The sequence below is a fragment of the Paenibacillus sp. FSL R5-0378 genome (assembly GCF_038009285.1).
Classification (GTDB): Bacteria; Bacillota; Bacilli; order Paenibacillales; family Paenibacillaceae; genus Paenibacillus_AQ; species Paenibacillus_AQ favisporus.
Map to the genome: position 1 here is coordinate 6,777,476 of NZ_JBBPAY010000001.1, position 21,908 is coordinate 6,799,383.

Here is a 21,908-nt window from a genome sequence, read left to right on the forward strand (position 1 = left end):
CCTCCATTCACGATCTCATGGGAATGATGGATTATATTATGGTTTTTATTGTTGATAGGGATTGTTGAGACGGAAGTTTCCATTGACAAAGGACACGGCCCAAACCATAGTAAATACTATGGAAAAGATACGAAAACCCGATGGATTCAAATCCGAGAAACTCATCGTCCTGCCGGATCATATTCTGATGGAGGCGTCTTCGCATCCGCTGGTCCGTCCCCTCTACGTGACCGATACCGGATACTTCCCGCGCGCGCTGCATCATTACCGGGAGCGGCCCGAAGGCAGCGAAGCGGTCATCGTCATATTTTGCATGGAAGGAGAAGGCTGGTACCGCTTGGGAAGCGGCCGGGCGCAGCAGGTCGGACAGGGCCAGGCCATCGTGATTCCCGCGCGGACTCCCCACGCCTATGGCTCGTCGGAGGAGCATCCGTGGAGCATTTACTGGTGGCATTTCAAGGGAGAGCAGACAGAGGCGTTTTTTGAGGGATTTGGTCTGGGACCCGGTCCAGGGCACGAGTCAGGACACGAGTCAGGGCATGAGCCAGGGTACGAGCCAGGACACGGGCCAGAGGCCGAGGAAACCAGTACGCATGTTAGCGAGTCCGATGAATGGAATAATATCGGTGCGGGTGCACCGGGAATCTCGGACGGCGGGGACCTGACAGAGCCGCCTTCCCGTCCGGTTAAAACCGCCGCCTCCCTCTCCGTCACCCTGCCTCCGGATAAAGCGCGCCAGCTAACGGAGCTGTTCCAGGAAGGATATTCGCTGCTGGAGCAGGGATATACGCTGAACCACATCATCTATGTATCCCAGCTGGCGCATCACCTCGCGGCGATTTTGAGGCTGTGCCGGCTGCAGCCGCAGGATGGGATTTTCCGCCACAGCCAGCACGATATCACGCAAACGGTGCGGTATATGATGGACCGCCTGGAGGGCACCGTCACGCTGAAGCAGCTTGCGGCTCAGGCACGCGTGTCGGTTCCGCATTTTACCCAGCGCTTCAAGGAGGCGACCGGCTACTCGCCGATCGACTACTACCTGCGGCTGAAAATCCAACTGGCCTGCAGGCACCTGGACCTCACCCAGCAGAGTGTGAAGGAAATCAGCCATCGTCTCGGGTTCCAGGACCCGTATTACTTCTCGCGCTTGTTCAAAAAAATTATGGGCAAGTCGCCCTCCGAGTACCGGGGGACGCGGAAGGGGTAAAGTGGGGGGCCAGGTGTCTTCTTTGTCTAAAGTAACTTGGCCGGTACTACGTCCCTCCCCTTTAAGAAAAAGACGCTCCCGGGCAATTTCCCCGGGAGCGTCCTTTTACGTCCACTCTTTTCAGTTCATGCGGCTGAATGGGTCATCGCCTTTTGACCCGGAACCGCCTCGCAAACTACCGCCGGTGAGCTTTATCAGCTGGGGCGGCCTACAGCCTGCCGGCCATCTCCCGGCCACCAGCCACCATCCGCTTACTCCACCGCCGTCACCCGGTACAGCAGGCTGTCAAAATCGCCCGGCAGCGGCAGCTCAATCCCGATGTTCATCAGCGCGCGTCCGCTCCAGCTGCCGGGCAGCCCCTCGATGGCGTACGCCCGGTCCGCCTGCAGCCCCTGCAGACGCAGCCGCGGCAGCGGTTCGCCGAGGCGCTGCGAATGCAGGAAGGCAAACACGGCGCTGTCCGTGCCGGCTTCATCGACGTACTGCACGGCGGTGACGCCTTTGTGCTGGAGATCGGCCAGCCGGTATTGGCGGCCGAACTGCACAAGCGGGCGGATCGCCTTGTACTGGCGGATGAATTCGCCGGACTGCTCGATCAGCTCGTCGCTCCACTCGTTCAGGTTGGAGCCGATGCCGAGCGTGCCCATCATCGCGCTGTGGAACCGGTACTTCAGCGACACATTCCGCTTGTTCATGCCTGTCGGCGATTCTGTCACCCAGCAGGTCATCATCCGCGGCGCATACGTGTACGAGAAGCCCTCCTGGATGCTTAAGCGGTCGAACGCGTCGGTGTTGTCGCTCGGCCAGGACTGGTCGGCATACCGGAAGATGCCGAGGTCGATCCGCGCGCCGCCGCCCGCGCACGTCTCGAATTCCACATGCGGGAACCGGCGCCGCAGCTCGGCCCAAATCTCGTACAGGCTGCGGACATGGCGGATCCACAGCTCCTTCTGCCGGTGCAGCGGATGGTCCTTCATCCCCGGCTCGGTGACCGTGCGGTTCATGTCCCACTTGATGAACTTGATGCGGTGGTTCTGCAGCAGCTCGGTCATGAACTGAAGGATGTACGCCTTAACCTCCGGCTTCGAAATGTTCAGCAGCAGCTGGTTGCGCAGCTCCGTCCGCGGCCGCGTCTCAAAATGGTACACCCAATCCGGGTGGGCCCGGTACAGGTCGCTGTCCGGATTGACCGCCTCCGGCTCGACCCAGATGCCGAACTCCATGCCAAGCTCGTGAACCTTGCCGATCAGCTCGCCCAAACCGTTCGGAAACTTCTCCTTATTCACGTACCAGTCGCCCAGTCCGGCCCGGTCGTTGTTCCGCTGGCCGAACCAGCCGTCGTCGACGACAAACAGCTCGACGCCCATCCGCGCCGCCCGCTCGGCCAGAGCCATCTGGTCTGCGGCGTTCACGTTGAAATATGTCGCCTCCCAGGAGTTGTACAGCACCTTGCGCGGCTCAGAGCTTGGCAGCACGTACGCGTGCTGGTACTGATGCAGATTCCGGCTCATGCCTCCGAAGCCGCCGGCCGTGTACCCGCCGACAAACCACGGCGCATCGAACGACTCGCCGGCTCCCAGCACCCACTCGCTGTCGAAATCGTTGATCCCGCCGGTCAACCGGACATGATTGAACACCGTTTTCTCCGCGGTAATCTTCCAGTTGCCGCTCCAGGCGAGCGCCCCGAACCAGACGCGGCCGTCCGTTTCCGTCGCCTGGCCTTCATCGACGGCAAACCACGGGTTGGCGTGGCTGTCGGTAAAGCCTCTGCGCGACTCCAGCACCTTTTTCCCCTCGCTCAGCACGTTGCGGCGGAGCTGGAATTCGCCCGACCATTTGCCGGTCACATGCGTCAGCCGGTAATCCCGCAGGTCCGGCAGGATCCAGGCGGCCGACTGGACGCTCTCGAGGACGATGTCATCCCCGCCGGTATTGACGATGCGTGCGGAACGCTCAATCAGGTCATATTCCGGGATGACCCGATACAGCAGATGGGCTTCCAGCGGGTAAACCCGGTCCTTCAGCACAATGACCAGCGTCTGCCGGCCGTCCTCCTCGCGGATTTCATGACGCACATAACCGGCCAAAAGGTCCCGGACGCCGTCCGGCATACGCACCTTCAGGGAAGGCTCGTCATAGTTGACCCCGCCCCAGAAGCTGTACTCTTCGGCCTCCATATCCACTTCGGCGTCAAAGGAGCTGTGCGACCGCCCTCGCAGCAGCGGCGCGCAGTCGTCGATCGTGACAGGCTCGCCCCAATACAGATGCTGCAGCCGGTCCCGTTCATTGATCCCGAACACGTAGGAACTGCGCTGCGTATGAATCGCAAAGATCCGGCTTTTTTCCTCAAACTCAAACTGCATGTCTACATTTCCCATCGTCCCTCATCCTTTACCGTTTGAAAATGGATCGTTTCCCGCTAACTTCGGGCGTGCAAGCCATCACAGCCTGCGCCCCGGCAAAAAAGGGAGGCCAAAGACAAAGGCCGTCTTCTCCTCCCCCGCTTGCGTTATTTAGACTCCGTCCACAGCTGCTGGCGCTTCTTATAGTTCTCGGTGTAGATCTTCTCCAGTTTGGAGAGGCCAGCCGCCTCGACTTCCTTCATCATTTGGTTGTACTGCTCGGTCACCTGCTCTTCGGTCGGAGCCAGGGCCATCTTCAGGAAATATTTGTTGATCGTATCGTTGACCTTCGTATCCATGATCGCTTCCGGCGTACCTCCCGCAGGTCCCAGGTTGTCGTACGGCGCGGTGTCAAAGGAGGTATCGGCCAGGTTTTTGATCGCCAGATCGGTCACCGGATCAGACTGGAAGCGGCCGATCAGGTCGTAAGGCGTGCCGTCGGAGCCCGGACCGTTCTTGATCATCCACGTCCATTTGCGGATGCCTGTCGTCCGGGAAGCCTCATCCCAGTTTTTCTTGAACGCATCGAGCACTTCCGGACGCGGCACATGCTTGCCGTCCTTCATGTCCCAGTCCTTGCCTTCCACGCCCCACATCAGGAGGTACTGTCCCTCCTCGCTGGCCAGGAAGTCCAGCAGCTTCATCGTACGCTCCGGATCCTTGTTCGAGCGGGTGATCGCTACGCCGTCCCAGCCCAGGGAGCTCTTCGGACCGTACGTCGTCTGGTCGGCGCTCACGCCCGGAGCCAGCACTTTATATTGATAGAACTGGCGCTCGTCGGCTTTGGCCGGATCGGACGCTTCCGATTTCAGCAGCGAGTTGGGGTTGCCCACGTTCCACAGCGCTTCGGCCGTAGCGAACACGTTGCCGCCCGCCAGCTTCTGCTCGAACTGCTTCGTTTTCATCGTTGCCCATTCCTTGTCGAGCAGTCCTTTACGGTACAAGGAGTTCAGGAATTTCACCATCTCCAGGTAACGCGGATCGCGGATATCCTTCTTCAGCTCGCCGTTCGTTTCATAATACGGCATCATGCCAAACATGCCTTTGAAGGTGCCGGATACGCTGCCGATATTTTCGCCGTTCAGCGTCATCGGGATCGATTCCTTGCCGTCGATCGTCGGATACTTCTCCTTGAACTTCACCAGGAGGTTCTCGAACTCTTCCGCTGTAAACGGTTCGCCGTTGTTCACTTTGTCCCCGACGCCGAGCTCCTTCATAATGTCCATGCGCATCATAAAGCCGAAGACCGGATATTTCTCCAGACCGTACCAGTTGGCAAAATAATAGTTTTTGCCGTCATCGTTTTTCGTTTTGGCCAGGGTGTCGCCGTACATTTCTTTAATATGCGGACCGTACTTGTCGATCAGATCGTTCAGCGGGATAATCGCGCCCGATGAAATATATTTGTTCATGATGTCGCTGCCGCGGTCCAGCATGACGACGTCCGGCAGGTCGCCGCTCGCCAGCATCAGGTTCAGCTTCTCCACCGGGTTGCCGGTCGGCTGCTGAATTTCGACCGTGACGCCGGTCTTTTCCGTAATCGCTTTGGCCACCGGGTTGTTGAACGCATCCCCCGTATTTTTATCGAACCACGTCAGCGTGATCGGCGCATTGCTGTCCGCGGCCGCGCCCTTGTCATCGCCAGATGCCGCTTTCTCGCCTCCACCGCCGCCGCAACCGGTAAGCGCTGTCATAACGAGGGCTGCCGCGAGAATCCCTTTGATCGTTTTCATTGCCTGAACCCCTTTCTGAAGTCGTCATATTCTTGTTCCCGAATACATGTCTAATTGTAAAAACGGGGAGTTCAATTAGCTATAACGCAATATTACAATTCATAATGGAAAACGTCTTTCATCGTTTCAAGGCGGCTCCTCATCCCGGTGCTTTTGCGGCAGACGGAGGCGGATCGAGCGGTATCCGGATCGTGACGGCGGTGCCGATGCCCGGTTTGCTGAACATGGACACCCCGTAATCCCCGCCATAAGTGAGCTTGATGCGGTCATCCACGTTTTTAATACCATATCCGGAAGCTCCGGAAGGACTGTCGCTCTTCTGCATCGCCTGGTCCAGCTGCTCCGCCGTCATACCGGCGCCATCGTCAATGACTTGGAGCAGCATGTCATGCCCGTCCCGCTTCAGCTTGACGTTAATGTTAACGCCCGACTCGTCCCACATCGCGTGGTTGATGCAGTTCTCGATAAAAGGCTGCAAAATCAGCTTGATCGTCGTCCGCTGGAACAGCTCTTCATCAAGGTCGTAGTGCATATGCAGCTTGTCCCGGAAGCGGATGTCCTGAATCGCCACGTAATTTTTGACGAGGTTGATTTCCTGCTCCACCAGAATGATCCGCTTTCCCTTGTTCAGCGACACCCGGTAGTACTTAGCCAAATAGTTGACCATGCGGTAGACCTGCCCCGCCCCCTCTTTTAAGGCCAGCGAAGAGATCGACGACAGCGTGTTATACAGAAAATGCGGATTGATCTGCGCCTGCAGCGTGTTCAGCTCCGATTCCTTCATGGCGATTTCCTTCACGTAGACATCCTGAATCAGATTCTGGATCGTTGAGGCCATTTTATTGAAGGCAAAGGATAGCTGGCCGATCTCGTCATGCCCCATCGGTTTGATGGAGAGGCGGAAGTCGCCCCGTTCCACCTTGCGGATCTGCTGCAGCAGCACCTCGATCCGTTTGGTCAGCACTTTGGTGGTGAAATACAGCAGCAGAATGGCGATGCTGATCGTGATCGCGGAGAACCAGATGATTTTTCCCGTAGCCTTGTTCGTGTTGGACAGCAGCTCGTCATACGGCACGGTAATGACCGTACTCCAGCCGTTGCTCAGCTTGTTATAGGTGAAAAAGCGCTCCTGCCCGTTCATTTTCAAGTCAAAATGACCCGATGCCCCGCTCAGCTCCTTTTGAATGGGATAGAGGTCGTACAGCAGGCTGGAAGCCAGGTTCTGATCCCCCGTGCTGATGATCCTTCCGTTTTCGTCGATAATGTAGACGCTTTTGTTGTTGTTTTCCATCTTAATGAGGGAATACAGCTCGTTGTCGCTAATATCCAATGTTAAAATCCCGTAGGGATGCTGGAGGCTGAAATAGCTCAGCGAACGGGCCAGCGTAAAATGCGCATCCGGCGCCGTGTAGTCGTCCGTATGGGTATAGACGGTGCTTCCGGCGGCTTTCAGCGCCTTTCCCTTGATTTCGGCGGGCAGCTCCTCCATATATTTCACGTACTGGCCGTCGGAGTACAGCGTTTTGTTGCCGGTAAAGATCGTGATGTTCTGAATGTTGGAATTCAGCGTCATCAGCGAGGGCAGCGTGCGGTTGATGTATTGAAAAGCGTCCAAATAATAAAACGCCTGCTCGTAATCCGTCGATAAATAATTGCGCAGCTGGGCATCCATGTACAAAATGTTCGACAGCTGGTTATAGTAATCCAGCCGCTTCTCCACGTTGGTGTTGATCTGGGCCAATGTCACATTAAGCGCGGTATACGTCTGCTTCGTAATCGTGCTGCGGGTCGACGTATACGAATAGTAGATCAGAATGGAGAACGGCAGAATAATGACGATCAGAAAGATGAAGAAAAACTTGTGCCGCAGGCGCGGGCGGGCAAGCCTGCCTGTCCGGGTGAAGGGAATGCGCGCAGCGATTTTATCCCAGAAGGAGATGTTTTCGGTATTCATTCGGCGTGACTCCTTGGTTTTTCACGAATAAGGAAATAAAGTAGGACGTGCTCTCGTAACCCACCATCTGGGCGATGTCCTGCACCTTCAGCGATTCGTCGGCCAGGTAGCTTTTGGCCTTGTCGAGGCGGATTTGGGTCAGGTAGTCGTGAATCGTCATCCCCGTTTTTTCTTTAAAAATGGACCGCAAGTAGTTCGGCGACAGGTACACCTGGTCCGACAGGCTGTTAATCGTAATCGGCTGATGGAAGTTCTGGTCGATCATCGTCCGCACCTGATGCACCAGCTTGGCGTTCTTGTCCGCAAACCGCTGCCGGACCGAATCCGCCGCCTGCTTGGCGTAGTCCATCACCAGCGCTTCAATCTCGTAAATGGTTTGACAGCCGTACACGGTATGGTACAGCTCGGCACGTTTATGGCTTTCCGCAATCGGCTCGTGAATGTGCTCCAGCAGGTGCTCGATCCAGCCGATGGCCGCGCCGCACACCTCGTTTTTCGCAACCCTAAGCGCCACCAGCTTGGCGATTTGCTCACTTAAAATCTCACCCGCCCGTTTCAAATCATGCCCGTCCAGCGCTTCGATCCACTCCTTCTCTGCAAGCGCCGGCACCTCCCCACCCTTGGATTGCTGAACGTCCTCCGGCCCGATGACTTTTCCCTTTCCCGTGTAAAATAGCTCCGCTAATATGACCCGTGTTTGCCGGTACAGCGCCTGAATTCCCGTCAACGATTCCTCCTGCGGTGCCGTGGCGATCGTTACCGTAAAATGCAGCGATTGCCGGATACGCTCCAGCAGATCGTTCCAACCATACTCACCCGGCTTGGCCGCAGCGTCCATAAATAGGCCCATCTCGCCTTCCTTGAATAGGACGATGTCGGCGTCTAGTCGTTTCTCGGCCAGCCATTCCCCGATCAGCTCGGACACCTGGTCGCGTCCGTCTTCCACGGATACGCTTTGTGCCTCAGCGCTGATCACGTCCAGCTGCAGCAGGGCCAGCGCATACTTCTGCCCCTCCGGGTGGCGCGACAGCTGGCGAAAGCTGGCGGCCAGATTTCCGGTGCGCTCCGCATCGGATTCATGGACGAGCTCCTTCAAAATATGGGAGCGGGTCACGCGGATCGAGCGGTTCTTCATCCGCACTTCCTCGCACTGATGCTTTACTTTTTCGATAACGCTTACAATTTCGCTGAGATCGAGCGGCTTGAGCAAATAACCGACGGCCCCCACGTTCAAGGCCGATTTGACGTAATCAAATTCGTCGTGCCCCGTCAGGAACACGAGCTGCATCCAGTCATAACGCTCCCTTATATGCCGCGCCAGGTCCAGGCCGTTCATCAGCGGCATCTGCACGTCGGTCAGCACGATGTCGGGCTGGATCGCCTCGATCTTCTCTACGGCATCCCGCCCATTGACGGCCGTGCCTGCGACATAGAGCCCCATCTCTTCCCAGCGGATATAGTCCCTCATCATCTCAAGCTCCAGCTCTTCGTCGTCTACCAAAAAAATGCTGTACATGGTCTACCCCTCCAGTCCCCTTTTGCTAACGTTTATATAGAAATGAACTAAAGAAAGTCCTTTTCTGACACGGAAATGCCCCGTGAATCAAGCGATAACGATAGAAAACTTTAGTTCATTCTATATTATAGTGGTTTCCCGTTACTTAACTAAGGGTCCTCACAAATGTAAGTCATTTTCAAGCATCTTTCGTTACAATGGCGTATCGACACTCATTTTTTGCGGGTTTTATAATTTGAGTTAACTTAAGATGCGAGGTGCCCCCTATGAAAACCGAACTGGCTTTACAGAAAAGATCGGAGCTCCCGATCCCCCGGCGCAAGCTGTGGGTGACCGTCAAACAACAGAAGTATCTGTTCCTCATGATGCTGCCCGCGATCGTCTGGGCGCTCATCTTCGCTTATACGCCCATGGTGGGGCTGTACATGTCCTTTGTCAATTACCAGCCGACGCTGGGCGGCTTCTGGCATACGCTGTTTCACAGCGAATTTGTCGGATTCAAGTGGTTCCAGTACTTTTTCAATAACGGCGACTTTCTCATCGTCATGCGCAATACGCTGGCGTCAACCTTAATTACACTGCTGTTCTCATTTCCGATGCCGATCCTCATTGCCATCGCCATCAACGAAATCCGGAGTGTTCGCTTTAAAAAGACGGTGCAGACCGCATCGTATCTGCCATACTTTATTTCCTGGGTTATCGCGGCCAATATTATCGTGACGCTGCTGTCCTCGGACGGCGCCATCAACGGTATATTGAAGTTTCTGCATATTACGCGTGAGAGCGTTTTATTCCTGCAGCACGGCTCCTACTTCTGGTGGATCGTCGCGATCGGCAACACGTGGAAGGACATGGGCTACAACTCGATCATGTATCTGGCCGCCATCTCCTCCATTAACCAGGAGCTGTACGAAGCCGCCAAAGTCGACGGTGCCAGCCGCTTCAAGCAGATCCGTTACATCACGCTGCCGCACCTGAAGCCGACGATCGTCATTTTGCTGATCCTTGCCCTCGGCGGCATTCTAAATGCCGGCTTTGACCAGCACTTCCTGCTCGGCAACGATTTGACGCGCGACTACTCCGATGTGCTGTCGACCTATTCGTTCCGCTACGGTATTCAGAACGGCATGTTCTCTTACGCCTCCGCCGTCGGTATGTTCAGCTCCATCGTCGCTTTTATCATCGTCATCATCGTCAACGGCATCGCCAAGCGGCTCAACGGCCAGTCTTTATTCTAATCGACCCGGGAGGTTTACGATATGAAAAACAGCAAAACGGTCCCCGAGCATCTGTTCGATGCCTCACTGTACGTCTTTTTGGCCATCATCTTCCTGGCGACGTTCTATCCGTTCTGGAACATCTTCGTCATTTCCCTGAACGACGCGACGGACACGTTAAAAGGAGGGCTGTATTTCTGGCCGCGCGTGCCGACCTTTGAGAGCTACATGACCATCTTCCGCAACCCGGAAATTTGGAGCGCCATCAAAATCACCGTGCTGCGGACGGTCGTCGGCACCGCCGTGTCCATCTTCTGCATCTCCATGCTGGCCTACGCGCTCAGCAAACGGAACCTGATCGGCTGGAAGTACTTCTCCTTCTTTTTCGTGTTCACGATGTATTTCGGCGGCGGCCTGATTCCGACCTATATGGTTATCAAATCCGTTGGGCTGATCGATTCGTTTTGGGTGTATATTTTTCCCGGCCTGATCGGCGTGTTTCTGATGATTCTGGTCCGGACCTTTATCGAGCAGATCCCCGGCGAGATTGAGGAATCGTCCAAAATCGACGGTGCGAACGACCTGCAAATCTTTTTCCGTATCATCATGCCGCTCTGCGTTCCCGTGCTGGCCACCATCGGGCTGTTTCTGGCCATCGGCCATTGGAACTCGTGGTACGATTCCTACGTGTACACCTACAAGCCCGAGCTGAAGACGCTGCAGGCCGTGCTGGTCAAAATCCTGAACCAGTTCCAGACGGCCAGCATGATGTCCGACGCCCAGCAGCTGGCCCAAAGCTCCAAGCGCATCCCGGTATCGAGCGAGAGCATCCGGATGGCGGTGACCATGGTCGCCACACTGCCGATCATTCTCGTATATCCCTTCGTGCAGCGGTATTTTGTGAAGGGGATCATGATGGGGGCGATCAAGAGCTGAGGAAGGACTGGGTGTGTGCGGGGATGGCAAAACGGAATGTGGTGTGTCGACGAAGCGTGTATTTGTGAGTGGCATGGCTATGGCCAAGCTGTCCAGATGACTGGCGAAATCCAGACGTTTGGCGCGTGGGGTAAGTGCGAGGGGTGATTGGAGGAAACCCAGACGTATGCGCGTGGGAGGGGCGGGATTGGGGTTTCAGCCGCTGTTGAGACCGGGTTCCTTGGAATCGATAAAGTGGTTGGAACCCGGTCTCAAAGGCGACACGTAGACTTTCCACCCCAATTCCCGCCTCCTCTTGGTGCCACTTTTCCGTTGACTTCCACGTTTGTGAGGCCCTTCCCCATCTCTTGATGGGGAAGGAACAGGCTCGTTCCGGACGGCTTTGGCCGGGAACTCGCCTGAGAATAATCAGACATCAGCGCCTGGCCTTGGCCAGGCTGCTTTGTGTTTGGTACGGCGAACTTGGCTGGACTCGGAAACCACAAGTCCGGAGGTTGATTGGCGAAACCCAGACGTTTGGCGAGTGGGATGGCCCCCTTCCCCCAACTCTTAATAGGGAAGGAATAGGCTCGTTCCGGGCGGCTTTGGCCGCCGTGAACGAGCCTCAGACTGATCAGCGCCTGGCCCTTGGCCAGGCTGCTTGTGTTTTGCTTAAAGCATTGTTTTATTGCATCCATGTATAAAGCCAAGTTTGAAAGATATCATGTCATCTTGGATTCGCTCTCTTTGGTTTAAAATCACCGGCCCGTTAGGCTTGCCACCTGGAACATGCGGATCATATCGATCACCTTCTCGATCATGCTTCCCCTGTTAGTTCAACTGGAGGCTCCGCCAGGCGCACCGTGCCGCCGGAGTAGTTGAACTATCCGAACAAGGAGGAACGCGCAGCGGCAAATCCTTGTTCGGATATCAGGGTATGATAGGCTTGTGTAGGGGGCATGTTCAACCCCAAGGCCGGGATTTCGGAGTAGCCGAAATCAACCATTCTCTAAAAATAAGCCGACGGCTGCAGGCTTCTCTTATGGAGTATTTCCCTGAAACAGATCTGACTCGATTGGTCGTTTCGTTAGTTACCTTAGACAACCTGATTTAATAGAAACAAATTATCGCTTGATTTATGCCTCTCATTATTTATAGAATTGGGAGTAAAAGTAAATTTTTAAATCCGCAGCTTAGTTTACTTGATTGGTCAGAACGAAGGGGGATGAAGTGATGAAACGACTAATATACCTTGCGGCCGCCGTCCTCATCGTGATCGGCTTGGGGATTTTCTACTTTTCACCAAAAACCTTTACGTTTAAAGAAGCTGTACTGGATAAGCTCGATACTAACAATGTTGCATCCATTGAAATCATCAAACGCGATCAGCAAGGTGAGCACACCAAAAATGTAACGAATTCGGAAGAAATCCATGAAATATTGAACTCACTTTCTGCGGCGAATTTAAAAAAGTCCGGATCATCAGACATTCAATTTACCGAATCCTACTGGATAACTGTGAAGACAAACGACGAAGGGAGAGCGTATGGAATCACTCTCTATGATAGCGACTATATGCATACCTTTGAATACGATGCAGCAGCACCTAAAAATGCATCTAGGTCATACAAAATTACGAACGACTTCGATGCTGCAGCTATTCGAAATGTATTTAAATAACTGTTGCTTGCAAGCCCGGTCCCTTTTATTGTGAAATGAAAAGCATTTGCCTTTTGGCCACCTCAGTGAGGATAAAATCCGTCCTTCCTCAATGGACATTTTCAAACTTTGTCTTACAAAAGAAGGACTCGATACACTTCATTGTCCTGTTGGCGGATCGGCTCCAAAATCCCTGTATCTAGTGCTAATCCCACATTTCTTACTAGATATAGAACTCAACAGTTTGGAAAAGATATGTACTTCTGTCCACCATTTAAAAGACAAAATCTGAATTTGTTCATCATATGTAGACACTCTAAAATAACTGTGAACTCGCTTTATCACAGACCATCAGCTATCCCCTGTATAATCCAGACTGATTTTTGAACCATCCGTTGACCACCCCCGACGGTCCGGTCATCCAACGGAATGTTACCGATATTTGCTTCAAGAAAATTCACCTAAGTTGAGCAGTACGCTTTCCCGCCCTCCCCCAACTTGTGGTAAGATGTCAGTAATTATGGTATGGGCGGATACCGCCTGTCATGATCCTTACAATTCCGTTCTGCAGATGATGCACCCACCACTAAAAAGGAGGACAATCATCATGAAGAAGCTGCTTGACCACTTGTAACGTGAACTCGTCGTTCGCTGGAGTATCCGAATTCGTGGACCGCCTCTTGTAAGCATGACCCCATTCCAAATGAATATAAAACAGGGAGGCTGTACCCGGGATGAGAAGCGAACGAGAAATGTTGGATTTGATATTAAATGTAGCCAAAAGCGACGAGCGTATCCGGGCCGCTGGGATGAACGGCTCGCGGACGAATCCGAATGCGCCGAAGGATGTTTTTCAGGATTACGATATTGTGTATGTCGTGACTGACGTGGGGTCTTTTATCCAGGATCCCGACTGGGTTAACGTATTCGGCGACCGGATCGTCATGCAAAAACCGGAGGAGATGAAGCTCGTTCCCCCGGCTATGGACGGATTTTATCCGTATCTTATGCTGTTCACGGATGGCAATCGGATTGACCTGACCCTTTGCCCGATCGATAAAAAGGATGACTGGAACGGCGGTGACCGCTTGGCCGTGGTGCTGCTGGACAAAGACCAGAGCCTGCCGCAGCTTGCAGAGCCTACGGATCAGGGGTATTGGGTACAGCAGCCGACCGCTAAACTATTTGCTGACTGCTGCAACGAGTTTTGGTGGGTCTCGCCCTACGTCGCCAAAGGCTTGTGGAGACAGGAGATCCTGTACGCGCTTGATCATTTGAACATCATCCGGGAGATGCTGGTCAAGATGCTCGAATGGCAGGCCGGCGTCCTTACCGGGTTCTCGGTGAGCACCGGCAAAAACGGGAAGTACTTAAAGGGATACATTCCCGAATCGAGCTGGGAACAGCTTTTGGCCACCTATCCAAAAGGCCAATACGAAGATGCTTGGAACGCGCTGTTTACGATGACCGACCTATTCCGCAGCACGGCGCAAGAAGTGGCGGCGAAATTCGGCTTTGCCTATCCCCATGAAGATGACCGCCGGGTGACGGCTTACCTGGAGCGTGTCCGAACACTGGAACCCGGGGCCGCTGAAATATTCCCGCCAGGTCGTGAGCCAGGTAAAGAAGCGTAGGTACAGCACATAGTAACGTTTTCCCGTAACGGTCGTGAATAACACCAAAACCAGCCGGAACCCTGACGGGGGCCTGGCTGGTTTTTCTCTAGAGCATGGCTGAGGCGTACGTGTCCCGTCCAGAGCGAGACATGCTATCCACTTTTTAATGGCTCAGGATTCGCAGCACCTGCAGTCGCGTTCCCAGACTCTCCACGTCTTTTCGTCCGATGTTTCTGACCTCCACCTGCATCTCAGCCGGTTCGGAACCGCTGGCCAACACGATGATCACGGGTCTGTAAGCCAGCTTGCACCAATCGTCGAAAAGGTTCACCTCTTGAAAAGGGCCCCCGTTCACGGCGTATTCCAGAATGCCGGAGTCGGGGCCCATGAACAGGCAGAGTCCCGTTCCGCGGCCGGTCACGATATAACTGAGGCTTGCTCCTTCGTTCAGCGCCTCCAAGTGTCCGTCATCGTACCGCCAGTTCATAACAGGCCTATGCTGAAGCCCGTTGTAGTCAAATCCTCTTTGGCTTAAAATGCTGTCCGCCCGGATCATCCGTCCGTACTCGTAATTCCCCGCTTCCAAAGGCGGGAGGGAAAGGACATCCCTCCCCATGCTGGTGACATGACCGGCTTCAGCTATCGCATCCAGTCCTGTCTCTAAGAAAGGCTCCAGGAATTCCCGGGCAAAGCGGGCATACAGCGCGTGTCCCTCGTCATTCGGATGGACGCCATCCGGCGCGAGTTCTCTCCATGTCCAGCGCCCCTCCTCGACGCCCTGCTGAATGGCGGAGGCGTAGTTGACGGAAGGGATACCATAATACGCAGCGACCTCCTCGTGTACGGCAATGTTGAACGGGACGCCCGGTCCCAAATTTTTGTCCGCTGCGGTATAGACAAAGCAAAGGTCCGTCTGCGGCGAGCGCCGCTTGCAGCCGCGGACGATCCCCTCCATGCCGCGGATCGACTCGCTGCGGTCCGTCCCGTCGTTGACGCTGAATTCGACGAACAGAAGATCGACCGGCCCGTGCTCCAGAACATGCTCCTGCAGCCGGTGTGCGCCGAAGGTCGAGTCGGTGCCGCCGACGCCGGCGTTGATGCAGGCCACCCGGCCGGCGCCGTGCCGATCCTCGAGCCAGGCCTGCGTCAGTCCCCGCCAGCTGGTCTTATCTGCGTCCGAAGCTCCCGCTCCCTCCGTGATGGACCCGCCAAGAAAAGCAACGGTTACGGGCAGTCCCTTACGTATCTTATCCTGAAATGCGGGTAGACCGCTCCGGGTATGGATGATGGGCTGGGGATACGCATGCGCATGAATCGGCTTAGAATGCGGCATGGTCCCCGGCCCCCTTTGCTTGGCGTTCCTGCCGCTCCTGCCGCTCTTGTCGTACTTTCCGGGGTTCGGAACTCTCGCCTTCCGTTTCCGCTGCCCCAAGCTCCATTTCCAGCCGATTGACAAGTTCGATGAGCTGCATCGGTTCGCTGATCGTATAAGCGGGCTGCTCGGATTCGTCTGCCGGCGTATGGGGGTACCTTGGCGTCCAGCTTTGAAAAACGCTGATGATGCCGAGGGCGTTCGCGCCTTTAATATCCCTGCTCAAATTGTTGCCGACCATGACGGTGCGGGCAAAATCCGCTTCGGACCCGTTCAGCGCGCCGATCGCTGCTTTAAACATCCGCGGGCTCGGCTTGGTGGCCTTGATCAGCTCGGAAATGATGAGCGCATCGAAATAATCGTGCAGGCGGTGCTGACTCAGCACGTTTTTGAAAGATTGTGCGTCTCCGTCGGCCACGAGCGCAAGCGTAAAGCCAAGCGAATGCAGCGTCTTCACCATCTCCGCGGCCCCTGGAATCAGGTCGGCGCTGACCACGATTCCGTCTTCGTCACGAACCTCGGTAGACTCGTCCACCAGCGTATCCCCGCTGTCCAAAAATACGATCAGTCTTTTCTTGTCGATGACGTCCATCTCCTTTATTCCTCGTTCTTTTCGTCTGTCGGAGCCACCATGAAGCCGACCGAATTGTCGGCCATTTTAACTCCGCTGCAGCGTTCAAGCTTAAAAAGTCCGTCAGAGTATTGCCTATGAAAGACCCCGCCCGAATACAGGCCATCTTTGCTGCCAGCCTTCACTGCAAGCAAAATATCGTTTCGGCAAAAGGCCAGCCCTTCCGTGCTTCGCGCCGACAGCAGCATGGCATGAGCCGTTCTGAACCGGTTATCCTCGATCCGGATGTTGCGGTGGACCGGTACGTCCGGCACGTCCGGCACGGAAGGCTCATTCTCGGGAGCGATCCGGATCACGGGATGCTCCTCTCCGCCACAGTCGATAAATTGGTTGCCCGCAATGCGCACATCCGCGACTGCACCTGATTCGTACCAGGAATTCGCGTCGCTCGCAACCAGAACGGCACTCATGTTCATGCGTTCAAACCTATTGCCCTCTATGACTGTCTTCCGCGGCGACGACACCAGTATACCCCGGGTCGGTATTCTGGCAAAATGGTTCCTTTCGATCACGACCTCCGGTGTCCACGTCACGTTCTCGATGACATCATGATCCCCTATCGATACTGGGGCCGGCTGCTCCAATGTCAGAAGCAGCTCGCGGGGGTCGAGCATCTTCACCGCGGCGATCCGCCCGAAAGCATAGGACGTAAGACTGCGGGCATCGACAAAGGCAATCTCGTCTCCCGGAAAGAAAGCGCGAAATCCATACGTTTGCGGATGCATGAATCGAACCCGCACTTGATCGGGCGCCGGCTGGCCGACGATGCGGAGGTACGTTCCGTGAACGTTGATCGCATCGTCATGGGCTCCGGCAAACCGGCCGTCCGTGATCGAGACGCGGCCCCGGCACCCTGAACAATGGATAAAATCGGCGAAGCCCGCCACCGTTCTCCCCGTCTCAGGGCGCGGCGTCACATCCAGATCGGCGAAGGTCAAATCCGCGCTGAACTGGCCGACGATGCCCAGCCCATGCATAAAATGAAGACCCATGCCGATCAGACGGATCCTCTCGCATTCCAGGATCAGCACGCCGACCTGGTCACGAATACCGTCTCTCATTTGTACGGTCATTCCAGGCGAAACATGCGGAACGGGTTCCTCCCCAAAATGAAACCGCAGCCGCCGGCTGCCGATTTCCTCAATGCGTTCAGCCCGTGACGGCCAATCTTCCACACGCCAGGTGGCATTTTGGACCAAGTCGCAGTGTTGTACCGGCCCTTCCCGGAACCTCCATCCTTCGCCGACCCAAGTGAGACGTCCGTCTTCCAGTTCATAATGTGAATCCGGATGCACGCAAACGTCGAGCTCATGCTCTCCGCGCCGCTCCACGGTCATCTCGGTCACAGTCGGCACCGCATAGTCGAAGCGCAGGTTGCGGATTTCGATATCCGCGCAGCCGTCCAGCAGAAGCATCGTTTGCTTGCCGTGAATCACAAAAAGGGAACCGTTCCCCTCCAGCGTCAGCCGGCGAAGCCCCTTCAGCAGCAGCGCGACCGTTTTCGTGACGTCCGGGTTTTCCTCCTCGCTGGCCGTATTGGTAATATGATAAGCCGCCTTGACGGCATGCTCCGGATAAAAATGATATGTTCCAAATGGGACGTCCAATACGACAGGGCCATCATGCAAACCGGCTGCCTCAAGCGCAAGCCGCATGGCCGCCCCTGCGTTGACCTGTAAGCCCTCAGCGTCGCCAAAGTCCGCCAATGATATCAATTTGAACAGCGCCGGACCCGGATTTCCAGAATCAATCATGCCTTGCTCCTTTCGATGCGTTGTCTGCTCCGTTCACTGATTAACTGATTTTACAAATCGGCCCTTGTTCTTAAAATGAACGGAAATGCCGAAGATGCCAGTCTGTTATAGAACCGGCATCCCGCAAAGGAACCAGCAGGCTTTGCCGGCCGCCGGTTCCTTGTTATATCGTATTATTTTGCTAACTTATCATAAGCCGTCTGCAAAATTTCCAAGTAACGGTCCAGCTGCAGGTCCTTCAAGCCTTTCACGTAAGCGTCCCAATCTTTGTCCAGGTCTTTGTTGCCGGTCACGAACTGAAGTTCATTTTGCTCAATGTAATTTTTCAGGTTGGTCTGAAGCATGCTGGCTTCGTCGATTTCGGTTGGATCGATCCAGACGGACCAAATCGGGAAGATTTCTTTAGGCTCATGTCCTTGGTACAGAAGCGTAGCGTTGTACAATCTGCGCTCATAGCCGTCCGAAGCGTAAATATCGGTGCCCTGTACCCAGGTGTCGCGGTATTCTTTCGGCATGTAGAAATGCCCCATTCCGCTCCATCCCGCATTGTGCGGCTGCTCGCCTTCCTTCGTCGGAATCGTTTTGACCATCGGCTTGACGCCTTCACCAAGCGCTTTGTCTCCCGGCTCCGGATCCGTCCAATCGATGCCCTTCATACCGGTTCCGGCATTGGTTTGCCCTTCGGGCGTGAACATATAATCCACCATTTTAATTAATGCGATCTGCGCTTCTTTGCTTGCTTTATTCGTAATAACAAATTTAGCTCCGGAAGTGACGCCCCCGGCATCATGCGTGGCATACGAGATGCCGTTCGGACCGGTCAATGGCGGCAGCGGGTTATAGTGTGCGGAACGGGTGTTGCCCGGGTCGATATTGACAAAGATGGCCGGGTGCATGCCTGCTCCTGCGCCAAGAATTTCAGCACCGGCATTTTCGCCGACTTTTTTGAAGGCCTCAGCATTTTGCGTAAATGCGCCCGGGTCGATCAGTCCTTCATCATAGAGGGACTTAACGTATTTCAATCCTTCCTTCCACTCCGGCGTAATAGCGGCGGACTGCACCTTGCCGCTGCTCATCGTCAAATAGTTCCGGTCATCGTCATAGATAAAGCTGTTCATCAGATAAGGAATGATGCGGACGCCGAAGTCCTCTGTCGAACCGCTGAGCGGAACTTCGTCGGCTTTGCCGTTGCCGTTGGGATCCTTCGTTTTAAAAGCCTTCAGAACCTCTCTGAATTCCTCCGTGGTCTTCGGCTCTTGAAGATTGAGCTTTTTCAGCCATTCGGTATTGAGCCACATTTTGTTCGGATAGGAACAGTGGAAGCATTCGGTGTAGGCTCCAAGCCCATAGATATTGCCGTCAGGGGCCGTGACAAGAGCTTTCATTTCAGGACTCTCTTCCATCGCCTTCTTGATGTTGGGCCCATACTGGTCGATCAGATCGTTCAGAGGAATCAGCACCCCCTGCTGCCCGTATTTCAGGACGTCAGCCTGTGAAAATTCATCGATGTAGGCTGTCAGCAGATAAGCATCGGGGTAATCGCCGCTTGCCAGCGAAATCTGGCGTTTCTCCTTAGCTCCGTCAGAAGGGTTAATCTGCCATTTAAACTGAATGTTAAATTTGTCCTCGACGAATTTGGTAAACTTGTTCGTCGGAATGTCGATTCCCGATTCCTGGACAGCGAACACGCTGACCTGTACGGGCTTCGACGATCCTCCGTCGGCTGCGGTACCGCCTCCCTGTGCGCTGTCCGGGCTATCTGTCTTTTTGCCGGAGCAACCGCTGATGACGACGAAGGTAGCCATCAGCAGGATAAACATTCGTATTAGGCTTTTTTTCAATCGAATCGCTCCCTCTTTAATAGTTCTGCAGCAAGCTTCTTATGCCTTCCTCTTCTCAAAAAAGGGCACCACCTCCATTTGAAATGGAATAAGAATCAGGATGGCGTGCCGAAATCAGCACCTCAAGGTTATCCTTTGACCGATCCGACCAGCATCCCCTGCACGAAATAGCGCTGCACGAACGGGTAAATGACAAGCACCGGAAGGGTCGCCACCACGATCAGCGCATATTTTAACAATTCGGCCAGCTGCTGCTTCTGCACCATCGCCATGGCGTCCATCGTTCCGCCCGAGCTGTTGTTCTGGATAATAATGCTCCGGAGGACTAACTGCAGCGGGAACAGGTCTGCGCTTCTGAGATAGATCAACGCATCGAAATAGGCATTCCACTGCCCAACGGCGTACATCAGCACCAGAACGGCAATGATCGGCTTGGACAGCGGCAGCACGACGCTGCGGATAAACCGGATATCGCTGCAGCCGTCGATTTCGCTGGCCTCCAGCAGTTCCCCCGGAATCGACGATTGAAAAAAGGAGCGTGCGATAATCACCTGCCATACCCAGATGGCGTTAGGAATGAGCAGCGCCCACCTTGTGTCGATCAAGTGCAGCTCTTTCACCACCATATAGGTGGGAATTAACCCGCCGCTGAAAATCATCGTAAACGTGATGATCATCATGAATACGTTGCGCCCAAAGAGGGACCTCCGGGACAAAGGGTAGGCAATCATGACCGTCAGCGTGACGCTGATCAGGGTGCCTGCCGCCGTATAAATAATTGAGTTTAAATAGCCCGTCATAATTTCCTGCCTGCTGAAAAGCACGCGGAAGCCCTCAAACGAAATGTCGACCGGCCACAGCCATACCTTTCCGGAGGTAACCGCCGCCGGACTGCTGATGGAGCTGCTTAAAATGTAGACGAGCGGATACAGAACCGCCAGGACGACCAAGATCAAAATGGTGTAGACGATACCTAAAAACAGGCGGTCGCCCTTCGACTCCTTGATTGCTTTTCTTCCTGCGAGTTGAATGGTCATACCTTTGCTCCTTCCTTACCAAATGCTGTTGTTCGTCAGCCGCTTCGCCAATCCATTTACGGTCAGCAGCAGGATGAGATTGATGACGGAATTAAACAGGCCGACGGCTGTGGCAAAGCTGTAGTTTGCGTTCAGCAATCCGATCCGGTACACATAGGTTGCGATAATTTCCGAATTCACCTGATTCAGCGGATTTTGCAAAAGATATACTTTTTCAAAACCGATCGCCATGACGTTGCCGACATTCAAAATCAGAATGATGACGATGGTCGGAACGATGCCCGGCAAATCGACGTGCCAGATTTTCTGGAACCGCGAAGCGCCGTCCACCTTGGCTGCTTCGTACAAGGTCGGGTCGATGCCCGCCAGGGCCGCCAGATAGATGACCGCACTGTAGCCAGCCGTTTGCCAAATGTCGGACCAGACATAGATGGAGCGGAACATGCCCGGGTCGCCCAAAAAATTCACCGATTCAAGCCCGAAATAATTCAGGACGACGTTGGCGAAGCCCAGCCTCGGGGACAGGAACAGCATGACGATCGACACCATAACCACCGTGGAAATAAAATAAGGGGCAAAGGTGACCATCTGCACGAATTTCTTAAATCTCTTCCCGCGCAATTCGTTAATCATCAGCGCCAGGATAATCGGAATCGGAAATCCGGCAAGGATCAAATAACCGCTCAGCAGCAGCGTGTTTTTGAGCAATGTCCAAAACAGCGGATTTTTAAAGAACAGCTCAAAATGCTTGAAGCCTACCCATGGACTGCCCCAAATCCCCTTAATGACGTTATAATCCTTGAATGCAAGGACTGCGTTAAGCATCGGGTAGTATTTGAAAATAAGGAAAAATAACAGCGGAGGAATCACGAGCAGATAGAGCTGCCAATGCTTCTTCATGCTTTTACCGGCAATTTGCCAGTAACTGACCTTGCGCGTACTGCTGTTGCGCTTCATTGGAATTGCGGCTTGCTTGTTCAGAATAATAATCCCCCCTATGCCATCAGCGTGGATGCGTGATGAAATGACAGCGTTTTCTTTCTTGCTTGAG

At 54.5% G+C, this 21,908-nt stretch carries 15 protein-coding genes; 5 read left to right on the forward strand and 10 right to left on the reverse strand.

Features of this window, described 5'->3' with window-relative positions:
• The first annotated feature begins 118 nt into the window (after window positions 1-118).
• Window positions 119-1,210: an AraC family transcriptional regulator gene (locus tag MKY74_RS31375; protein ID WP_244169438.1), complete on the forward strand. Its 1,092-nt coding sequence runs from the start codon at window positions 119-121 to the stop codon at window positions 1,208-1,210.
• Between the two features lie 251 nt (window positions 1,211-1,461).
• On the opposite strand, the gene MKY74_RS31380 is transcribed toward MKY74_RS31375, so the two are convergent.
• From MKY74_RS31380 to MKY74_RS31395, 4 genes are all read right to left on the reverse strand, one after another.
• Window positions 1,462-3,588, reverse strand: a complete 2,127-nt coding sequence (locus tag MKY74_RS31380; protein ID WP_432206624.1) for an alpha-galactosidase — start codon at window positions 3,586-3,588, stop codon at window positions 1,462-1,464.
• Between the two features lie 131 nt (window positions 3,589-3,719).
• A complete protein-coding gene (locus tag MKY74_RS31385; RefSeq protein ID WP_076175592.1) occupies window positions 3,720-5,345 on the reverse strand; it encodes an ABC transporter substrate-binding protein in 1,626 nt (541 codons plus the stop codon).
• Window positions 5,346-5,484: 139 nt separating this feature from the next.
• Entirely contained in the window at window positions 5,485-7,299 is a 1,815-nt protein-coding gene (locus MKY74_RS31390) for a cache domain-containing sensor histidine kinase (protein WP_076175590.1), read from the reverse strand.
• A complete protein-coding gene (locus MKY74_RS31395) occupies window positions 7,268-8,815 on the reverse strand; it encodes a response regulator (RefSeq protein ID WP_076175588.1) in 1,548 nt (515 codons plus the stop codon). The genes MKY74_RS31390 and MKY74_RS31395 overlap by 32 nt, the downstream gene beginning before the upstream one ends.
• Before the next feature lie 266 nt (window positions 8,816-9,081).
• Here MKY74_RS31395 and MKY74_RS31400 point away from each other — a divergent pair, with 266 nt between their 5' ends.
• From MKY74_RS31400 to MKY74_RS31415, 4 genes are all read left to right on the forward strand, one after another.
• Window positions 9,082-10,053 (forward strand): ABC transporter permease, encoded by a 972-nt coding sequence (locus MKY74_RS31400; RefSeq protein ID WP_076175586.1) that lies wholly within the window; start codon window positions 9,082-9,084, stop codon window positions 10,051-10,053.
• Window positions 10,054-10,074: 21 nt separating this feature from the next.
• On the forward strand, window positions 10,075-10,968 hold the full coding sequence (locus MKY74_RS31405) for a carbohydrate ABC transporter permease (RefSeq protein WP_076175584.1): 894 nt from the start codon (window positions 10,075-10,077) through the stop codon (window positions 10,966-10,968).
• 1,212 nt (window positions 10,969-12,180) lie between these two features.
• Complete coding sequence (locus MKY74_RS31410) at window positions 12,181-12,627, forward strand: ATP-dependent metallopeptidase FtsH/Yme1/Tma family protein (protein ID WP_076175579.1); 447 nt, start codon at window positions 12,181-12,183, stop codon at window positions 12,625-12,627.
• A 713-nt stretch (window positions 12,628-13,340) separates the two neighbouring features.
• Complete coding sequence (locus MKY74_RS31415; protein WP_076175577.1) at window positions 13,341-14,240, forward strand: aminoglycoside 6-adenylyltransferase; 900 nt, start codon at window positions 13,341-13,343, stop codon at window positions 14,238-14,240.
• A 145-nt stretch (window positions 14,241-14,385) separates the two neighbouring features.
• On the opposite strand, the gene MKY74_RS31420 is transcribed toward MKY74_RS31415, so the two are convergent.
• From MKY74_RS31420 to MKY74_RS31445, 6 genes are all read right to left on the reverse strand, one after another.
• Window positions 14,386-15,555 carry an SGNH/GDSL hydrolase family protein gene (locus MKY74_RS31420; RefSeq protein WP_076175574.1) on the reverse strand — a complete coding sequence of 390 codons (1,170 nt, stop codon included), beginning with the start codon at window positions 15,553-15,555 and terminating at the stop codon, window positions 14,386-14,388.
• Window positions 15,542-16,186 (reverse strand): HAD family hydrolase, encoded by a 645-nt coding sequence (locus MKY74_RS31425; RefSeq protein WP_076175572.1) that lies wholly within the window; start codon window positions 16,184-16,186, stop codon window positions 15,542-15,544. Before MKY74_RS31425 ends, MKY74_RS31420 begins: the two co-directional genes overlap by 14 nt.
• 5 nt (window positions 16,187-16,191) lie before the next feature.
• Entirely contained in the window at window positions 16,192-17,979 is a 1,788-nt protein-coding gene (locus MKY74_RS31430) for an alpha-1,3-galactosidase-related protein (RefSeq protein WP_076175569.1), read from the reverse strand.
• A gap of 173 nt (window positions 17,980-18,152) precedes the next feature.
• Window positions 18,153-19,820 (reverse strand): extracellular solute-binding protein, encoded by a 1,668-nt coding sequence (locus MKY74_RS31435; protein ID WP_076175567.1) that lies wholly within the window; start codon window positions 19,818-19,820, stop codon window positions 18,153-18,155.
• A gap of 128 nt (window positions 19,821-19,948) precedes the next feature.
• Window positions 19,949-20,857, reverse strand: coding sequence for a carbohydrate ABC transporter permease (locus MKY74_RS31440; protein WP_076175564.1), 909 nt, complete (start codon window positions 20,855-20,857; stop codon window positions 19,949-19,951).
• A 15-nt stretch (window positions 20,858-20,872) separates the two neighbouring features.
• Window positions 20,873-21,814, reverse strand: coding sequence for an ABC transporter permease (locus tag MKY74_RS31445; protein WP_244169437.1), 942 nt, complete (start codon window positions 21,812-21,814; stop codon window positions 20,873-20,875).
• Window positions 21,815-21,908: the final 94 nt, after the last annotated feature.

What these genes read in the sequence shown, in the direction of transcription:
- MKY74_RS31405 (WP_076175584.1), top strand. Translation starts at nt 10,075, where the DNA reads ATGAAAAACAGCAAAACGGTCCCCGAGCATCTGTTCGATGCCTCACTG.
- MKY74_RS31415 (WP_076175577.1), top strand. Translation starts at nt 13,341, where the DNA reads ATGAGAAGCGAACGAGAAATGTTGGATTTGATATTAAATGTAGCCAAA.
- MKY74_RS31395 (WP_076175588.1), bottom strand. Translation starts at nt 8,815, where the DNA reads ATGTACAGCATTTTTTTGGTAGACGACGAAGAGCTGGAGCTTGAGATG.
- MKY74_RS31420 (WP_076175574.1), bottom strand. Translation starts at nt 15,555, where the DNA reads ATGCCGCATTCTAAGCCGATTCATGCGCATGCGTATCCCCAGCCCATC.
- MKY74_RS31445 (WP_244169437.1), bottom strand. Translation starts at nt 21,814, where the DNA reads ATGAAGCGCAACAGCAGTACGCGCAAGGTCAGTTACTGGCAAATTGCC.
- MKY74_RS31410 (WP_076175579.1), top strand. Translation starts at nt 12,181, where the DNA reads ATGAAACGACTAATATACCTTGCGGCCGCCGTCCTCATCGTGATCGGC.
- MKY74_RS31430 (WP_076175569.1), bottom strand. Translation starts at nt 17,979, where the DNA reads ATGATTGATTCTGGAAATCCGGGTCCGGCGCTGTTCAAATTGATATCA.
- MKY74_RS31440 (WP_076175564.1), bottom strand. Translation starts at nt 20,857, where the DNA reads ATGACCATTCAACTCGCAGGAAGAAAAGCAATCAAGGAGTCGAAGGGC.
- MKY74_RS31385 (WP_076175592.1), bottom strand. Translation starts at nt 5,345, where the DNA reads ATGAAAACGATCAAAGGGATTCTCGCGGCAGCCCTCGTTATGACAGCG.
- MKY74_RS31425 (WP_076175572.1), bottom strand. Translation starts at nt 16,186, where the DNA reads ATGGACGTCATCGACAAGAAAAGACTGATCGTATTTTTGGACAGCGGG.
- MKY74_RS31400 (WP_076175586.1), top strand. Translation starts at nt 9,082, where the DNA reads ATGAAAACCGAACTGGCTTTACAGAAAAGATCGGAGCTCCCGATCCCC.
- MKY74_RS31375 (WP_244169438.1), top strand. Translation starts at nt 119, where the DNA reads ATGGAAAAGATACGAAAACCCGATGGATTCAAATCCGAGAAACTCATC.
- MKY74_RS31390 (WP_076175590.1), bottom strand. Translation starts at nt 7,299, where the DNA reads ATGAATACCGAAAACATCTCCTTCTGGGATAAAATCGCTGCGCGCATT.
- MKY74_RS31380 (WP_432206624.1), bottom strand. Translation starts at nt 3,588, where the DNA reads ATGGGAAATGTAGACATGCAGTTTGAGTTTGAGGAAAAAAGCCGGATC.